The organism is Frankia sp. AgPm24 (genome assembly GCF_023243055.1).
Lineage (GTDB): Bacteria > Actinomycetota > Actinomycetes > Frankiales > Frankiaceae > Frankia > Frankia umida.
Window position 1 is genome coordinate 22877 of record NZ_JALKFW010000203.1, and the last position, 14509, is coordinate 37385.

A 14509-nucleotide genomic window follows, 5' to 3' on the forward strand; every position below is an offset into this window, starting at 1 on the left:
GTCGCGAAAGGCGTCCCGGGACTGACCGGAGGCCGCCCCGGCGTCATCCCTGGGAACGATGCGGACCGGGAAACGGCCGGCATACGCTCGCCCCGTGCGCGCGACGATCACTGCCCGGCCGTCCCCGGTCGGCCCGCGTCCGCCGTGGCCGGATCTGGCGGTGGCCCTGGTCCTGACGCCACTGGTGGTCTGGGCGGTGCTGCACGTGTCGTGGCGCGAGACCGGGTTCACCGCGCCGGACACGGCGGCCGTGGCGCTGACGGTCACGGCGACGATGGCCGTCGGGTGGCGGCGGGTGGCACCGCTCGCGGCCCTGACGGTCTGCACCGCCGCCGTGGTTGTCGCCACGGTGCTGCGTTACGACATCACCGACGCGCTGCCGTTCGTGGTCTGCGGGCTGTTGCTCTCGCTGGCCGACAGCCGTGATCTGCCGGTCGCGCTGCCCGGTCTGGGGGTCGCGCTCGGCGGCTTCGGCATCGTCGTGGCGAGCCGCCCACCGGGGCTGGACCGGTCGAACGTGGGCTGGACCTTCGGCCTGCTCACGGTGTTCTGGGTGGCCGGCCGGCTGGTCCGCAGCCGGCGCGGGAGTCTGGTCGCCCGGGCCGCGGCCGCCGAGGAACGGGCCGGTTTCGAGGCCGGCCGGGCGGCCCTGGTGGTCTCGCAGGAGCGGCTTCGGATCGCCCGCGAACTGCACGACATCCTCTCCCACACGGTCAGCGTCATCGCCGTGCAGGCGACCGTCGGGGAACACCTGGCCAGTACCGATCCGGGGGCCGCCCAGCGCTCCCTCGGGGTCATCGGCACCAGCGCCCGGGAGGCCCTCGACGAGCTGCGCCAGCTGCTGTCGGTGCTGCGCGACGACGGTCCCGACGGCGGCGGCCCGCCGGATGGCACGCCGGGAACAGCCGCCGGGATCGACGCGGTCACCCGGGACGGCCCGGAGGTCACGAGCGCGCCGGCGCACACGCTGGCCGACATCGAACCGCTCGTGGCACGGGTCCGCGCCACCGGGCTGGTCGTCCGGTGGCGCACCGAGGGCACAGCCCGAAGCCTGTCCCCGGCGGCCGAGGCGTGCGGGTACCGGATCATTCAGGAGGCGCTGACCAACGTGCTCAGACATGCCGCGGACGCCACCGCCGACGTCGTCATCACCTACCAGCCGGACGCCGTCGAGCTGGTGGTGACCGACGACGGGCCCGGCCCGTCCACCGTCCCGCCCCATCCCGGTCACGGCCTGACCGGGATGCGTGAACGTGCCGCGCTGTTCGGGGGCACCCTGGTGGCCGCGGGCCGGCCGGCGGGTGGCTTCCAGGTCCGGGCCCACATCCCCGCTCCGAGCACCGAATGATCACGGTGGGGGTCGCCGAGGACCAGGAACTGGTCCGCAGCGGATTCGTCGCACTGCTCGACTCCGCGCCGGACATCGAGGTCGCCGGTCAGGCCGCGGACGGGTTGGAAGCCATCGCACTGGCCCGCCGGACCCGGCCGGACGTGCTGCTGATGGACATCCGGATGCCGAACCTCGACGGGGTGACGGCGACCCGCCGGATCGTCGCCGACCCGGCCACCGCGAACACCCGGGTGGTGATCCTGACGACGTTCGACCTCGACAGTCATGTCCACGACGCGCTGCGGGCCGGAGCGAGCGGCTTTCTGCTCAAGGACGTCACCGCCACCGACCTGCTGGCCGCCGTGCGGGTCGTCGCGACCGGGGAAGCGCTGCTGGCACCCCGCATCACCCGCCGGCTGATCACCTATTTCGCCGGTCAGCCGACCCTGTCCGACCGGCACCGCGAACCGGTCGCCCGCCTCACCGCCCGGGAACGTGAACTGCTGGTGGCGGTCGCGCAGGGCCAGTCGAACGCGGAGATCGCCCAGAGCCTGCACATCAGCCTGGCCACCACCAAGACCCATGTCAGTCATCTGCTGACGAAACTCGACGTCCGAGACCGCGTGCAGCTGACGATCGTGGCGTACGAATCGGGTCTGGTACGCCCGGGCGCCAGACCCGGACACCAGCCCTGACCGGCCGCGTCCCGCCTGTCCCCGGGCTTTCACCGTCCGGCGTGTCGCTTACGTGGACGTTTGTCTATATGCGTACGACTGTGATGGTTCGTCCGGCGGGGCTGGTGATGGTCTGGGCGCCGAGTTCGGTGTTGATGCGTTTGCGTTCGGCTGGTCGCTGGTCAAAGATCACGAGATGGCCGGCGGGAAGGCCAAGGCGGAGCAGGTAGCTGTCGAGCTGGCGGATGCCGGCCTCGGTGGGGTCGGTGGGGTCGGTGCTGCCGGGGCGGTGGGTCTTGAGCTCCAGCGCCTCGCGTTGGACGGTGGGCCTGCCGTCGGGGCCTGCGTGGTGCCAGCGGATGAGGAGGTCCATGGCGCCGTGGCCGACGCCGTATTCACGGTCGACGAAACCATTGCCGTTGATGGCGCGGTCGAGGTATCCGAGCAGGGTGACATGGGGAGTCACTTCGCGGTAGGGCTCGTCGGCGGTGAGAACGTCCTCGGTGCGGTGCCAGAATTCGGTGAAGCGGGCCAGGAGCCTGTCGAGGTCGAGGCGGCCATCGGGCAGAGCGAACGAGTGCGGTGCTGGTGCGCCGACGACGCCGTCGAACAGGCCGTCGGCGAGGACCCGGGTGATGACGTTGCGGTAGAGCGGATTGGCGATTTCGACGGTTGCGGTGGTGCGTCGGACCAGGCCGAGGTCGGTGGTGTAGGCGAGGTCATCGGAGAACGGGTCGAACCTGAACTCGGTGCCGGCGAGGATCGGCTCAATGATCCGCCGTACCCGGGGGTCGCGGAGCTTGTCGAGGAGCGAGTCCACGTGAGTCGCGCGGGTGAGGATGATCCGCTCGGTGGCTTCGTCGATGTGGTCGGTGGTGATCGATGTCGTCGTGGGAACTCTCATCCGGCTGGTGATCTCATAGCCGAGAGCATTGACCAGCCATGGTTGGCCCATGGTCAGCGCATAGGCGTATTCGACGGCCTGGGGAGTGAGCCGCTGGCCGGTGTCAGTGGTGTGCTGGCGGTAGAGGTCGCGGACCTCGTCGAGAGTGAAGTCACCCAGTCGCAGCGACGCCACGGTGATGTTGAACGGGCTCTGGGACGCCATCGTGGTGGGATTACCACCTGAGGCGATTTTGTAGTCGCGGACGTCACGCAGCCCGCAGAGCGCGACCGAGGCCGGAAATCCGATGGGGCGATCGGCGAAACCGTCTCGAAGTTGACGGAGCACGCTGAGAAGTGTCCGTCCACTCAGCGCGTCGATCTCATCAAGGAAAAGCACGAGAGGTCGCGGACAGGACTCGCTCCAGGCGGCGAAGGCATCCGAGAGCAGGCCCTCCTCCCAGCTTTCCGGCCAGGGTGGTGGACGCAGCTCGGCCGGTAGGTTGGTGCGCGCCGTGCGACGCGCGCCGGTGAGAATCGCCCGAGTGGCCGCACCGATGTCATCGGGCCAGGGCTGGCCGGCCTCCATCGACAGGACCACCGCCGCGAAACGACCACTCGCGGTCAGTTCGGTGGCCAGCGCGCGTAGCGCTGTCGTTTTACCGGTCTGTCGTGGGGCGTGTACGACGAAGTACTTCTTTTCCTGGACGAGTTCGGGTACCTCCGGGAGTCGCGCCGATGCCGGGATCATGTAGTGATCGCTTGGCACGCACGGCCCCGTCGTGTTGAACGAACGGGCTACCACTTGTCACCTCCCGGCCCCAGACCACTGATCGCAACTCTACGGAACCTGCTGTGATCAGTGGCTGGGATCGGGATGGAGATCCGGTGCCGCCGCGTCGGGCCCACCTTCGAGGCTCGCCGGTGGACGGGCCGTCAGCCGACGGCGCCCGCCGTCTCGCGGTCGGCGCCGACCGGAGCCAGCGGGATGCCCAGATTGTCGCGCAACGTCGCGCCGGTGTACTCGGCGCGCAGCGAGCCGCGTTCCTGCAGCAGGGGGACGACCCGGTCGACGAACTCGTCGATCCCACCGGGGGTGAGGTGCGAGCCGACGATGAAACCGTCGGAACCGTCGTTCTGCACGAAGTGGTCGAGCCGGTCGGCGATCTCGGTCGGGGTGCCGACGAACTCGGTGTGCGCGAACACCCGGATCGCGAGCTCACGCAGCGAGTACCGGTGCTGCGCTGCCAGCGCCCGCCACTGCCGCACGGTCTCGAACGGGTCCTGGGCGAGCCGGGCCCGACCCTGGATCACCGGCGGGCCGGTCGGGTCCGGGTCGACGTCGGGCAGCGGGCCGTCCGGGTCGTAACCGGAGAGGTCACGGTTCCACACGGTCTCCAGCAGGATCTGCGCGGTCTGCCCGCTGACCTGGGCGCGGGCGACCTCGCGGGCCCGCTCGGTCGCGTCGGCGGCGGTGTCACCGAGGACGAACGAGCCGCCCGGCAGCAGCTTCACCGAGCCCGCCGGCCGGCCGGCGCGCACGACCCGGGCCTGGATGTCGCGGTAGTACTCCTGCGCCGGCCCGAGCTCGTGGAACGGGGAGAAGATCGCGTCCGCGGTGGCGGCGGCGAAGTTCCGGCCCTGGTCGGAGACCCCGGCCTGGAGGACCACCGGACGTCCCTGTGGACTGCGCGGGACGTTGAAGTGCCCGCTGACGTCGAACTGGTGACCGTGGTGGCCGAACACGCCGACGTCCGCCGCGCGCAGGAAACGGCCCCGCGCGGTGTCCGCGGCGATCGCGTCCGCGGGCCAGGAGTCCCACAGCTGCCGGGCGAGGGCGACGAACTCCTGGGCCCGCACATACCGGTCGTCCCGGTTCAGGAAACCGCCGCGGCGGAAGTTCTGCCCGGTGAAGGCGTCGAAGGAGGTCACCACGTTCCAGCCGGCCCGGCCACCGCTGAGATGGTCCAGCGAGGCGAGCTGACGGGCCAGTTCGTACGGCTCGTTGAAGGTGGCGTTGAGGGTGCCGACCAGCCCGAGATGCTCGGTCACGGCGGCGATCGCGGTGAGGACCGGCAGGGTGTCCGGCCGGCCGACGACGTCCTGGTCGAAGATCTGGCCGAGTCGTTCGCGCAGGATCAGCCCCTCGGCGAGGAAGAAGAAGTCGAACTTCCCGCGTTCGGCGGTCCGCGCCGCGTGCCGGAACGACGCGAAGTCGATCTGGCTGCCGGCCCGCGGGTGCGACCACAGGGTGTGATGGTTCACGCCGCCGACATAGTGGCCGAGGATGATCTGCTTGCGGGGAGTCGTCATCGGGCTGCGGCCTCGATCCTGGTGGTGGCGTAGCGGTTGGCGGGTCGGGGCAGGCCGAGGTGGCCGCGCAGGGTGTCGGCGGTGTAGGCGGTGCGGAACCGGCCGCGGCGGGCGAGTTCGGGGGCGAGCCCGCGGCTGATCGCCTCGAGGTCGACGGGCAGCACCGCGGGGCGCAGCCGGTAGCCGGTGATGCCCGCGGCCTGCCAGTCGAGCAGCAGGTCGGCCAGCTCACCCGGGGAACCGGCGACGGTGATCGCATCGGAGCGGGGTGGCTGCTCGACGAGGCTGTCGAGCTGGCCCAGCCGCTGCCGGGCGGCGTCGCCGTCGTCGTCGAGCACGACGATCAGATCGGCGAAGATGTGCACGGTCTGCCCAGCCCGTCCGGCGCTGTCCTGCTCGGCGCGGATCTCGGCGACGATGGCACGGGCATGGTCGATGTCGCGTGGGGTCACGTAGACGACGTCGCCGAGGCGGGCTCCGAGCCGGTAGGGGGCCGAGATGTGGCCGAGCACGGTGACCAGCGGCTGGCCCTGCGGCGGCCGGGGGGTGATCGAGGGTCCACGGACCGAGAACCACCGGCCCTCGAAGTCGATGTAGTGCAGCCGGTCGCGGTCGAGGAACCGGCCGGTGGCGACGTCGCGGATCTCCGCGTCGTCCTCCCAGCTGTCCCAGAGCCGGCGGACCACCTCGACGTGCTCACTCGCCTCGTCGAACGTCTCGGTGATGTAGGCCTGGATCTCGGGGGTGCCGAAGGTGTCGGGGTGCAGCGGCGGGTCGGGCGCCCGGCGGCCGATGTGCAGAGCCTCCCGGGGCCGGCTGGCCTGGACCCGCCAGCCGGCCCGGCCGCCGCTGACGAAGTCCAGGGTCGCGATGGCCTTGGAGATGTGGAACGGTTCGGTGCTCAGCGTCGACACGCTCGGCACCAGACCGATCCTGGAGGTCAGCGGGGCCACCCGGGAGGCGATGAGCACCGCGTCGAGCCGGCCGCGCACCAGGTCGGTGCGGCCGTCCGGGGCGCCGTCGATCTGGGTGGACTGCAGGTTCAGGGCATCCTCGAACGTCACGAAGTCGAGCAGACCGCGCTCGGCCTCCCGCACCAGGTCGGTCCAGTAGCCCGGGGCGAACAACTGTGTCGGCCGGGCCGACGGCGCCCGCCAGGCGGCCGGGTGCCAGCCTGCTCCGTCCAGGGCGACGGCGAGATGCAGCGGATCGTTCTCGGACATCGTGATCACCGCTTTCTGTGGGGACGCGGCCCGCGCACGCGCCGGATCAGCGGGTGGCGGCGAATCGGGAATCGGGACGTGTGCCGTCGAGGGCCAGTTCGGCGAGCACGGCGCCGATGGCCGGGACGAACTTGAAACCGTGGCCGGAGAATCCCGCCGCCACGACCACCGGGCCGTGGCGGTCCAGAACGAAATGGCTGTCCGGCGTCGTCGTGTACGTGCAGCTGATCGGATGGCAGACGTCCGGGTTCACACCGGGCAGCCACTGGCGGACGTACTCCCGCAACGCGGCGAGCTGGGTCGGTTCCGCGGCGAAGTCCCGCTGGTCCGGGTCGACCACCGGGCCGGCGCCGTGGAAACCGACCTTGATGCCCTGGCCCGGGGTGCGCAGCCCGTAGACGCCGCCGTGGAAGGCATCGAACTCCCGCCTTCCCGCGCCGAACAGATGCACGAAACTCGGCCACGGGTCCGCCCCGTCCGCCCCGTCCGCCCCGTCCGCCCCGTCGGTTCCGGAGGGGAGGAGCGGGGCGAAACACGCGGGCTGCTCCTGGGTGACGCGCAGCGTGGGCAGCGCCACGAGGCCGTCGAGCAGCGTCGTCGTCCAGGCTCCGGCGGCGACGACGACCCGTCGGGCGAGGTACACGTCATCGTGGGTGTGGATCTCGACGGCGTCGTCGCCCCGCACGGTGAGGGCACGCACCGGTGTCTCGTGTCGCACCTCGGCGCCGTGGCGGGCCGCGCTCGCCTGTAGCGCGGCCACCGCGCGGTCGGCGTGCAACCGGCCGGATTCCGGATGGAACAGCACCCGGGTGTCGAAGCGCAGCCCGGGCCAGCGGTCGGCGGCCTGCTCGGGAGTCAGCCACCGCGCACCCACCCCGGCCTCGGCGGCGGCCTCGGCGACCTGGTCAAGGACCGGGTCGCCGCCGTGCTCCAGCCCGCCGGTGACGGTGAGCAGGGCCGTGCCGGTGAGCTCCTCGAGTTCCCGCCAGCCGACGAGGGCGCGCTGGGCGAGCCGGATGTAGCCGACGTCGGGATAGACGAGGCGGAAGATCCGGGACGCCCCGTGTGAGGCGCCTCGGGTGTGCCCGGCGGCGAACCGTTCGAGCAGCACCGTCTCGACCCCGCGGCGGGCCAGCTGCCAGGCGGCGGCCGACCCCATGGCCCCGCCGCCGAGCACCACGACATCCACCCGCTGGACGCTCACACCGACAACTCCCCCCGGGTCCAACACCTACGCGATGCGGCGCTCGGCCCGCGGATCGGCGAGCGGACAAAGGATCTGGTCCAGAAAACTAGACCGCGACGAGGGCTTTGTCCATGGTCCCGCTTTTGGTCGGCCAAAGGCAGTCGAGGTTTGTTGTTGCTTTGTGTCTCGAATATTTCTGTGGTCGCGGGTGTCTGGTCCGCCGGGGTGTATCAGGGCATGATGTGGCCGCGGAGCGCCGCTATTCCTGGTGGGAAAAGCCATGCCGATGGCCGGTTCGTCGACGGTCGGTCCGCCTCCCGGCCTGGGGACGCGGCTCGGCCGGGATGTCAGTTCCCCGGGGCGAGCCACGTGGCTGTGGACAGGGTGCGCGTCGACGGGCCGTCGGGATCGTCCGCGGGCCGGTCGCCGCGGCTGACGGCCCGCTCGGCGATCCGCCAGCCTCGCGGGACGCGGACCACGGTGTCCTGGTAGTCGCCGGAGCCGGCCGTGCCGTCACCGCGGATGATCAGGTATTTCGCCCACACCCGCAGCGTGTCGTCGTCGATCCGGTGGACGACGATGTCGGTGGTGTGATGCGGGAACATCACCCGGTCGGCGGGGAATCCGTCGAGAATCCGGTCCAGCGGGACCCCGGCGAGCGTCGCGTCGTCGGTGTACGCCGCCGGTGTGGTCGCGGCCGCGGCGTTGTCGAACAGGTGCGCATGGCGGGCGAGCAGTTCGCTGACCTCGGCGTAGGTCGCCGCGTCGACCGGCACGATCCGCACCTGCGCGACCGTGGAGCCCACGACGCTCGGCTTATCCTGCGCGTGCGGGTCCGGTGTGATCGGGGTCGGGGTGTGCGCGGCGGAGGCGTCTACGCCCATGGAGCGGTCCCGTCGGTGATGACGGCCGGTCCGCCGTGGCGCGGATGCACGGTCCGCGTGGCCACCCGCCAGCCGTCGGCTGTCTCGACGAGGCTGTCGACGGCGTCGGCACTCGCGACGCTGCCGTCACCGGCGATCGTCAGCAGCCGACTCCACGCGGCCAGGCCACCGGGAACCCGCTTCACCTCGGTGTTGACGGTGTGATGGGCGGGGGAGGCGGTGGTCGGGTCGAGGCCCGGCGGGTCGAGGAACACCTGGGCCAGCAGACTCGCGTCGCCGGTGTCGATCGCATGGCCGTAACGCGCCAGGACCTGCACCACCGCGGCGGTCTGTTCGCCGGTCGCGTCCGGTAGCGCCGCGAACGCGGTGTACGTCCGCGGCAGGCTGTGCTGACGCACCCGGACATCGGCATGGTCGCGCACACCGCCGGGCGGATGGCCGCCGGCGCGCAGATGTCCCGCGATGTGATCTGTCGTCATGACCGGCACGTTAATCCGCCCGGCGGGGTCCGCGCTCCTTTGTTACCGAAATATTGCTGCCGCGGGTGATCGTGTTCTCCGGTCATCCATCCGGAGAACTCGACGATTCTGGCTTTCTTCTTTGTCGCCGTCGGGTGTGGCCGAACCGACCGCTCGAGTTGGCGGCGGGGAAGCGGCGCGCGACTATCGCCGGGTGCGACCTGGCTGTCTGACGTGATCGAACGGTGTCCGCGCGGGTGCCGGTCGGGGAGCGAGGAGCGGTACTTCCGGTCGGACATCGAGGGCCTGCGCGCGGTCGCGGTGCTCCTGGTCGTTCTCGACCACGCGGCTCTGGGCGTTCCCGGCGGATTCGTGGGCGTCGACGTCTTCTTCGTGATCTCCGGTTTCCTCATCACCCGGCAACTGCAACGGGAACGGGCGAGAACCGGTCGGATATCGCTGCCGCGCTTCTACGCACGCCGGGCACGGCGCATCATCCCCGCGGCCGCCCTGGTGGTCGTCGTGACGACCCTCGCGTCGTGGATCTGGCTGTCGCCGCTGCGGCTGCAGACCATCGCCCGCGAGGGGATATGGGCGATTCTCTCGGTCATCAACCTCGTGTTCGCCCGCGAGGCGACCGACTACTTCCATGCCGGCGGCGCACCGTCTCCGTTCCTGCACTTCTGGTCGCTGGCGGTGGAGGAACAGGTCTACCTCGTCTGGCCGGTGCTGATCGTTGTCGCCGTCGCCGCACCGGCCCGCCTGCGCGCCCTGGGCACGCGGTGGCGGGCGGCGGACGAGACCGGACGGGCACATCCGCGCACCGCGGATCGAGCGGTGCTCCTGGTCTTCCTCGCCGTCGCCGCGAGCTCGTTCGCGCTCAACGTGATCGTCACGGGGCGGTCGGCGCCGTGGGCGTACTTCGGCGGACACACCCGGATCTGGGAGCCCGCGGTGGGCGCGGTGGTCGCGATCTGCGGGCAGCGCCGTGGGCGGCCGCGTCCGGTGCTGGCATCGCTGCTGACCTGGGTGGGTCTGGCCGGGATTCTCACCGCCGCCCTCCTGCTGGACGGGGGCGTGCCCTACCCGGGTGTCGCCGCGTCGCTGCCCGTGCTCGCCACCGCCTGCGTCATCGCCGGTGGTGGCGCCGCCGCGACGCACGGCGCCGGGCTGGTGCTCGACCGGGCACCGCTGCGGCTGCTCGGCCGGCTCAGCTACTGCTGGTATCTCTGGCACTGGCCGCTGCTGCAGATCTGGGCGCAGGCGGCCGACCGTCCGCTGTCCACCGCCCAGCGGTCGGCGGCCGCCGTGGCGTCGCTGCTGCTCGCCGCGCTCACCTACCGGCTGGTGGAGAGACCGGCCCGGTCCCGGCCGGTGCTGGTCCGCCGCCCGCTGCTGGGTCTTGGCTTCGGCGCGTCGTGTGTGGCGGTGGCCGGTACGACCTCGATTCTGGCCGCCGCCCTGGTCACGGTGCCGGCAGCGACTGTCGCGGCACCGGCGCGTCCGCTGGGGAGCCCGGCGGTCGCACCGACGGCGGCCGCCGAGAGCGTGCTGCGGGCGGCGCTGGTCAGGCTGTCGGCGGAGTCCGGCTTCGACGGGGTCACGGCGGGCCCGCTCACCTCGTTGCTGCGGCGTGCGCTTCGGGTCGACCGGCTGCCCTCGGACCTCACCCCCACCCTGGACGGTGCGCGGGACGACCACCAGGCCAACCGGTGCCTCGCGATGTTCGCGCAGACCGCGCCGACCGGCTGTGTCGTCGGGGATCCGTCCGGGTCGAGGACGGTCGTGCTGTTCGGCGACTCGCACGCCAGCCAGTGGTCCGCGCCGCTGGACGCCGTCGGGGCGCAACGGCACTGGCGGGTCGTCCTGTTCGCCAAGGCCGACTGCCCGCCGGCGCCGTATCCGGACTACTTCGAGGACGCTCTCGGCCGCACGTACACCGAGTGTGACACCTGGCGGGCCGCCGTCCTGCGAAAGATCGTCCAGCTGCGGCCGAACCTGGTCGTGGTCGGCTCGCAGGCACGCGCGCAGCTGGCTGGTCAGGGCCCGGCGGCGATGACCGGGCTGATGCGGGACCTGCGCGCGACCGGCGCGGGCGTCGCCTTCCTGCGGGACACCCCGTTCCCCGGGTTCAACGTCCTGGACTGTCTGGCCCGGCATCCGTCGAAGATCTCGGCGTGCGCGGTGTCGATCGCGGCGTCGAGACTGACCTCGGCGGCCCGGGAGATCGACAACCGCGGGGCTCGCGACGGCGGCGCACTGCTCATCGACCCGACCGGCTGGCTGTGCACCGCCGACGGCTGCCCGCTGGTCGTCGGGAACACGCTCGTCTACCGCGACTGGAGCCACCTCTCGGACACCTACGCGCGGCTGCTCGCCCCCTATCTCGGACCAGCGCTGGCCGCCGCGCTGCACAGCGCCCCCACCCTGGCGCCCGCGCGCCACGTCGGCGACCACATACGTCCCGTCGAGCACGAGTCGGTGCGATAGGCGGACGTGTCAGGCGGGGGGCTGGGCGAGGGCGCGCAGGGCGGAGATGGACGGGGCGAAGAAGTATCCGCCGCCCGTCGGTGTGATCCACTCCGTCGCCGTGGTGATCTCCACGGGATCGCCGGCCGCGTCGAGGAGGTAGGTGACGCGTCGCCGTCCGGGGGCCGCCGCGGCCTGACCCAGGATGAGGTCGTGGCCGCCGGGGTCCGCGGAGGGCCGGTTGGTGCGGTTCACCCAGTTCTGCGAGACGAACTCGAACTGGTCCTCGATGGAGGCCTGGTAGGAGGCGAAGAGCAGGCCGCGGTCCACCTCGTCGTCGACCGTGGTCGTCAGCGGCGGGCCGAAGGGCAGCCCGCGGCGCAGGAGGCGCCGGTGCAGGGTGGTGCGTGCACCACCGAGATCGGTGGCCTGGTCCCTCGGGTTGACCTTGCGGATGTGGGCGGCATGCGCGCACAGACGCCCCTGCGGGTCCGCGATCGTCGCCGGGAAGCGGTCGGGCGGATGCACACCCGGCCGCAGCGGGCAGGGCGGTTCCGCCGTCAGGTAGGAGAAGTCGTTGACGGCGAAGTCGTCGGCGCCCAGAGCCGGGTCGTCCGTCAGCGGCGTGCGTACCAGCGGCGCCCCGCTGGGCCAGCGGCCCACGAGCAGGGCGGCGAGCCGGTCCGCGGTGAGATCGGGGAAGGTACCGTCGCGGCGCAGTCGGGCCGCGGTCTCGTCCAGGAACGAGGTGAACGCGGCCACGTCCTGCCGTAGACGTCGGATGACCAGGTAGGAGCCGTCGCGGGCCCAGGCGGGTCCGGCGACCGCACCGGGCAGCGGGTCGAACTCGTCGCGCGGTGGCAGTGGCTGGCGGGGCAGGCCGAGTACGAACTCGCCCGGCCAGACCAGCCGTTCGCCGGGGCGGCCGAAGAACCGGGAGCGGGGGTCGCCGGGGGCGATGACCCGGGGGACGAGGTAGTCGTCCGGACCATCGCCCAGCCGGCCGCGCGGACCCGGCTGGGACACCCCGTCCCGGAAGCCGAAGTGCTCGTGACCGGGCAGGTCCGGCCGGGCCGCGCAGCGCTGCTCGAAGACCACGGCGAAACCGGACGGGGCGCCTTCGTGCGGGCGGGTGGCGATGTCGCTCACCCAGGCGGCGGTCGCCGTCAGGTCCGCCGGACTGTCACCGGCGACGATGACGACGGCGTCGACCGGATTCGTCGGCCCGCCGACACGCCAGTTGCCCGGATGACCGGCCGAGGCGGGGTCGGTCGGGTCGCCCAGCAACGCCGACCGGGCGGCCAGCCCCAGCCGGAACGCGTCGTCGTCGAACTGACGCACCGCCTCCTCGCCGACGAGCGCGGCCAGCCCGGTCGCGGTGAAGGCGATGTTCAGCCAGGTGGCGCTCAGCGATCCACGTACCTCGCCCCGGCGCCGGCGCACCGACCGGAACAGACGGTTGAACCGGGCGACGTCGACCAGCGGGCTGACCCGCCCCAGCAGCGCTGTCAGCGCCCGGCGCGCACCGGACGTGTCGGTGATGCGCAGGAACAGGTAGACGGCGTTGTCCTTGCGGAAACCGGCGAGGACGTCACCCTGGATCTCGTGCGCGGCAAGCACCGGCTCGACGGCCACGTGGCCTGTTTCCGCGGCGCCGGCCTGCCTGGTCGCACCGGCCGAGCTGGCCAGGCCAGTCGCACCGGTCGCACCGGTCGCACCGGGGGGACGCGTGGGTGCGCTCACCGAAGCCGGGTTCCCGGCTCGACGGGTTCGGTCTTGGTAGCGGCCAGGGTGGCGGGCGGTGGGGGCGAGGCCGCCTCGCAGGGCCGCGCGGGCCGGGTGTGCCGGCCACGTTCGGCCGCGATCCCGGTGAGCTTCATCGTCACATGCTCGGCGATCTGCCCGGCGTACTCGATCGGTTCGCCGCCGATGCGGATGTCGCCCAGCACGAAACCCTCGCTGGCCGGAACCTCGTAACGCACCCGCACGGCCGCGTCACCCGAACCGCGCAGCACACGCCAGTAGTCGCCCACCGGGGTGCCGTCGGGCCTGGACCAGCCGGTGGTGTCGAGCGAGTCGATGTAGAGGCCCACCGGGGCGAGCAGGGACACCCGGGCACCGAGCCGGGCGAGGCCGTTGACCGCCGCGCCGATCGTCGGGTCACTGGCCCGGGTCGCCACGCCGTAGCGTGCGCACCCGATCAGTTCGTCGGCGTCGGTGAGGACCTGGCCGCCCCGCTGGCGGGTCACCGTCGCGTCCGCGGCGAGGAAGATCTCGGCCTGCAACGAGTTGCTGGGATGGGTCAGGTGCATCGCGCCGGATTCGGTGTTCCACCGGTTCCACGGGTCGTAGCGGCCACGGAGCAGCAGGTCCTCACGCCGCACCCGCGGGCTGACGTAACGCCGGTACAGCTCGAGCACCTTCGCGATACTGCCCCGGGCCGTGGGCGTGCCGGGCCCGGGGCGGACACCGTCCGGGTAGCCGTGCGCCAACGCGGTCCAGTACTCCGGCCCCTCGCAGGTGAAGTCGACGGCGAGGAGGCGGCCGTCGACATCGCGGGTGGCGTGCCACTCGAGATATTCGTCCTGGGGGCGAAAACGCACCCGGCGGGTGCCGACCACACCTTCCAGCAGCTGCTCGGCCTCCTTGTGGGCCTGGGCTTCGCTCGCGCCGTCGAGCAGGCTCCTGGGAAAACCGGTCCAGCTTATGACGTGCCTGGTGACCGGGGCTGCCGGATCGATGCGGGCCGGATTGAAGAACTGGCTGTTGCCGCGGCCGACGGACTGTTCGGTTCTGGCGACCGCCTGGTCGAAGAAAACCGACATAGCGGTGTGCCAGGCGGTTTTCTGGCCAGGTATGGCGGTGAAGTCATCGAGACCGCCGGGGGGTCCGAACACGACTGGCACCTGCGTCTCCCATCTGGTCGGAAGCTTTGGGGGGCAGGCGGATACTCGCATGGGAGAGGGGGCGTCGGTGGCGGGAAACGCCCACTGTCCGTCGGACGACAGCCGCCCGCGTGGCGGCATCCAAGGGATGGTGTCCGGTGGCATCAATGTGATAGATCTGAGCGTGGAATAACCACCTTCCTGT

General features: G+C 71.7%; 11 protein-coding genes. 3 read left to right on the plus strand and 8 right to left on the minus strand.

Annotated features, from left to right (window positions below):
- The first annotated feature begins 94 nt into the window (after window positions 1-94).
- Together MXD61_RS18490 and MXD61_RS18495 are read left to right on the plus strand one after the other, a co-directional pair.
- Window positions 95-1348 (plus strand): sensor histidine kinase, encoded by a 1254-nt coding sequence (locus MXD61_RS18490; protein ID WP_248814732.1) that lies wholly within the window; start codon window positions 95-97, stop codon window positions 1346-1348.
- Complete coding sequence (locus MXD61_RS18495) at window positions 1345-2025, plus strand: response regulator transcription factor (protein WP_248814733.1); 681 nt, start codon at window positions 1345-1347, stop codon at window positions 2023-2025. The genes MXD61_RS18490 and MXD61_RS18495 overlap by 4 nt, the downstream gene beginning before the upstream one ends.
- Before the next feature lie 64 nt (window positions 2026-2089).
- Here the strand turns inward: MXD61_RS18495 and MXD61_RS18500 are convergent, their stop codons facing one another.
- The 6 genes from MXD61_RS18500 to MXD61_RS18525 form a co-directional block, all read right to left on the minus strand.
- The gene (locus MXD61_RS18500) at window positions 2090-3655 is read right to left on the minus strand and encodes an AAA family ATPase (RefSeq protein WP_248814734.1); all 1566 of its coding nucleotides are present in this window, start codon (window positions 3653-3655) and stop codon (window positions 2090-2092) included.
- A 167-nt stretch (window positions 3656-3822) separates the two neighbouring features.
- Window positions 3823-5199, minus strand: coding sequence for an NtaA/DmoA family FMN-dependent monooxygenase (locus tag MXD61_RS18505; protein WP_248814735.1), 1377 nt, complete (start codon window positions 5197-5199; stop codon window positions 3823-3825).
- Entirely contained in the window at window positions 5196-6422 is a 1227-nt protein-coding gene (locus MXD61_RS18510) for an LLM class flavin-dependent oxidoreductase (RefSeq protein WP_248814736.1), read from the minus strand. Before MXD61_RS18510 ends, MXD61_RS18505 begins: the two co-directional genes overlap by 4 nt.
- A 46-nt stretch (window positions 6423-6468) precedes the next feature.
- Window positions 6469-7626, minus strand: coding sequence for an FAD-dependent oxidoreductase (locus MXD61_RS18515; RefSeq protein WP_248814737.1), 1158 nt, complete (start codon window positions 7624-7626; stop codon window positions 6469-6471).
- 329 nt (window positions 7627-7955) lie between these two features.
- A complete protein-coding gene (locus tag MXD61_RS18520; RefSeq protein ID WP_248814738.1) occupies window positions 7956-8492 on the minus strand; it encodes a nuclear transport factor 2 family protein in 537 nt (178 codons plus the stop codon).
- The gene (locus tag MXD61_RS18525) at window positions 8483-8971 is read right to left on the minus strand and encodes a nuclear transport factor 2 family protein (protein ID WP_248814739.1); all 489 of its coding nucleotides are present in this window, start codon (window positions 8969-8971) and stop codon (window positions 8483-8485) included. Before MXD61_RS18525 ends, MXD61_RS18520 begins: the two co-directional genes overlap by 10 nt.
- A 213-nt stretch (window positions 8972-9184) precedes the next feature.
- Between MXD61_RS18525 and MXD61_RS18530 the strand changes: the two genes are divergently transcribed.
- Window positions 9185-11440 carry an acyltransferase family protein gene (locus MXD61_RS18530; RefSeq protein ID WP_248814740.1) on the plus strand — a complete coding sequence of 752 codons (2256 nt, stop codon included), beginning with the start codon at window positions 9185-9187 and terminating at the stop codon, window positions 11438-11440.
- Window positions 11441-11449: 9 nt separating this feature from the next.
- Here MXD61_RS18530 and MXD61_RS18535 read toward each other — a convergent pair whose 3' ends face one another.
- Both MXD61_RS18535 and MXD61_RS18540 read right to left on the minus strand, forming a co-directional pair.
- Entirely contained in the window at window positions 11450-13162 is a 1713-nt protein-coding gene (locus MXD61_RS18535; RefSeq protein ID WP_248814741.1) for a Dyp-type peroxidase, read from the minus strand.
- Entirely contained in the window at window positions 13159-14325 is a 1167-nt protein-coding gene (locus tag MXD61_RS18540; RefSeq protein ID WP_248814742.1) for a hypothetical protein, read from the minus strand. Before MXD61_RS18540 ends, MXD61_RS18535 begins: the two co-directional genes overlap by 4 nt.
- Between the last annotated feature and the right edge of the window lie 184 nt (window positions 14326-14509).

Bases quoted from the DNA above. Each gene is read 5' to 3' on its own strand.
- MXD61_RS18495 (WP_248814733.1), top strand. From the start codon at position 1,345: ATGATCACGGTGGGGGTCGCCGAGGACCAGGAACTGGTCCGCAGCGGA.
- MXD61_RS18505 (WP_248814735.1), bottom strand. From the start codon at position 5,199: ATGACGACTCCCCGCAAGCAGATCATCCTCGGCCACTATGTCGGCGGC.
- MXD61_RS18510 (WP_248814736.1), bottom strand. From the start codon at position 6,422: ATGTCCGAGAACGATCCGCTGCATCTCGCCGTCGCCCTGGACGGAGCA.
- MXD61_RS18520 (WP_248814738.1), bottom strand. From the start codon at position 8,492: ATGGGCGTAGACGCCTCCGCCGCGCACACCCCGACCCCGATCACACCG.
- MXD61_RS18525 (WP_248814739.1), bottom strand. From the start codon at position 8,971: ATGACGACAGATCACATCGCGGGACATCTGCGCGCCGGCGGCCATCCG.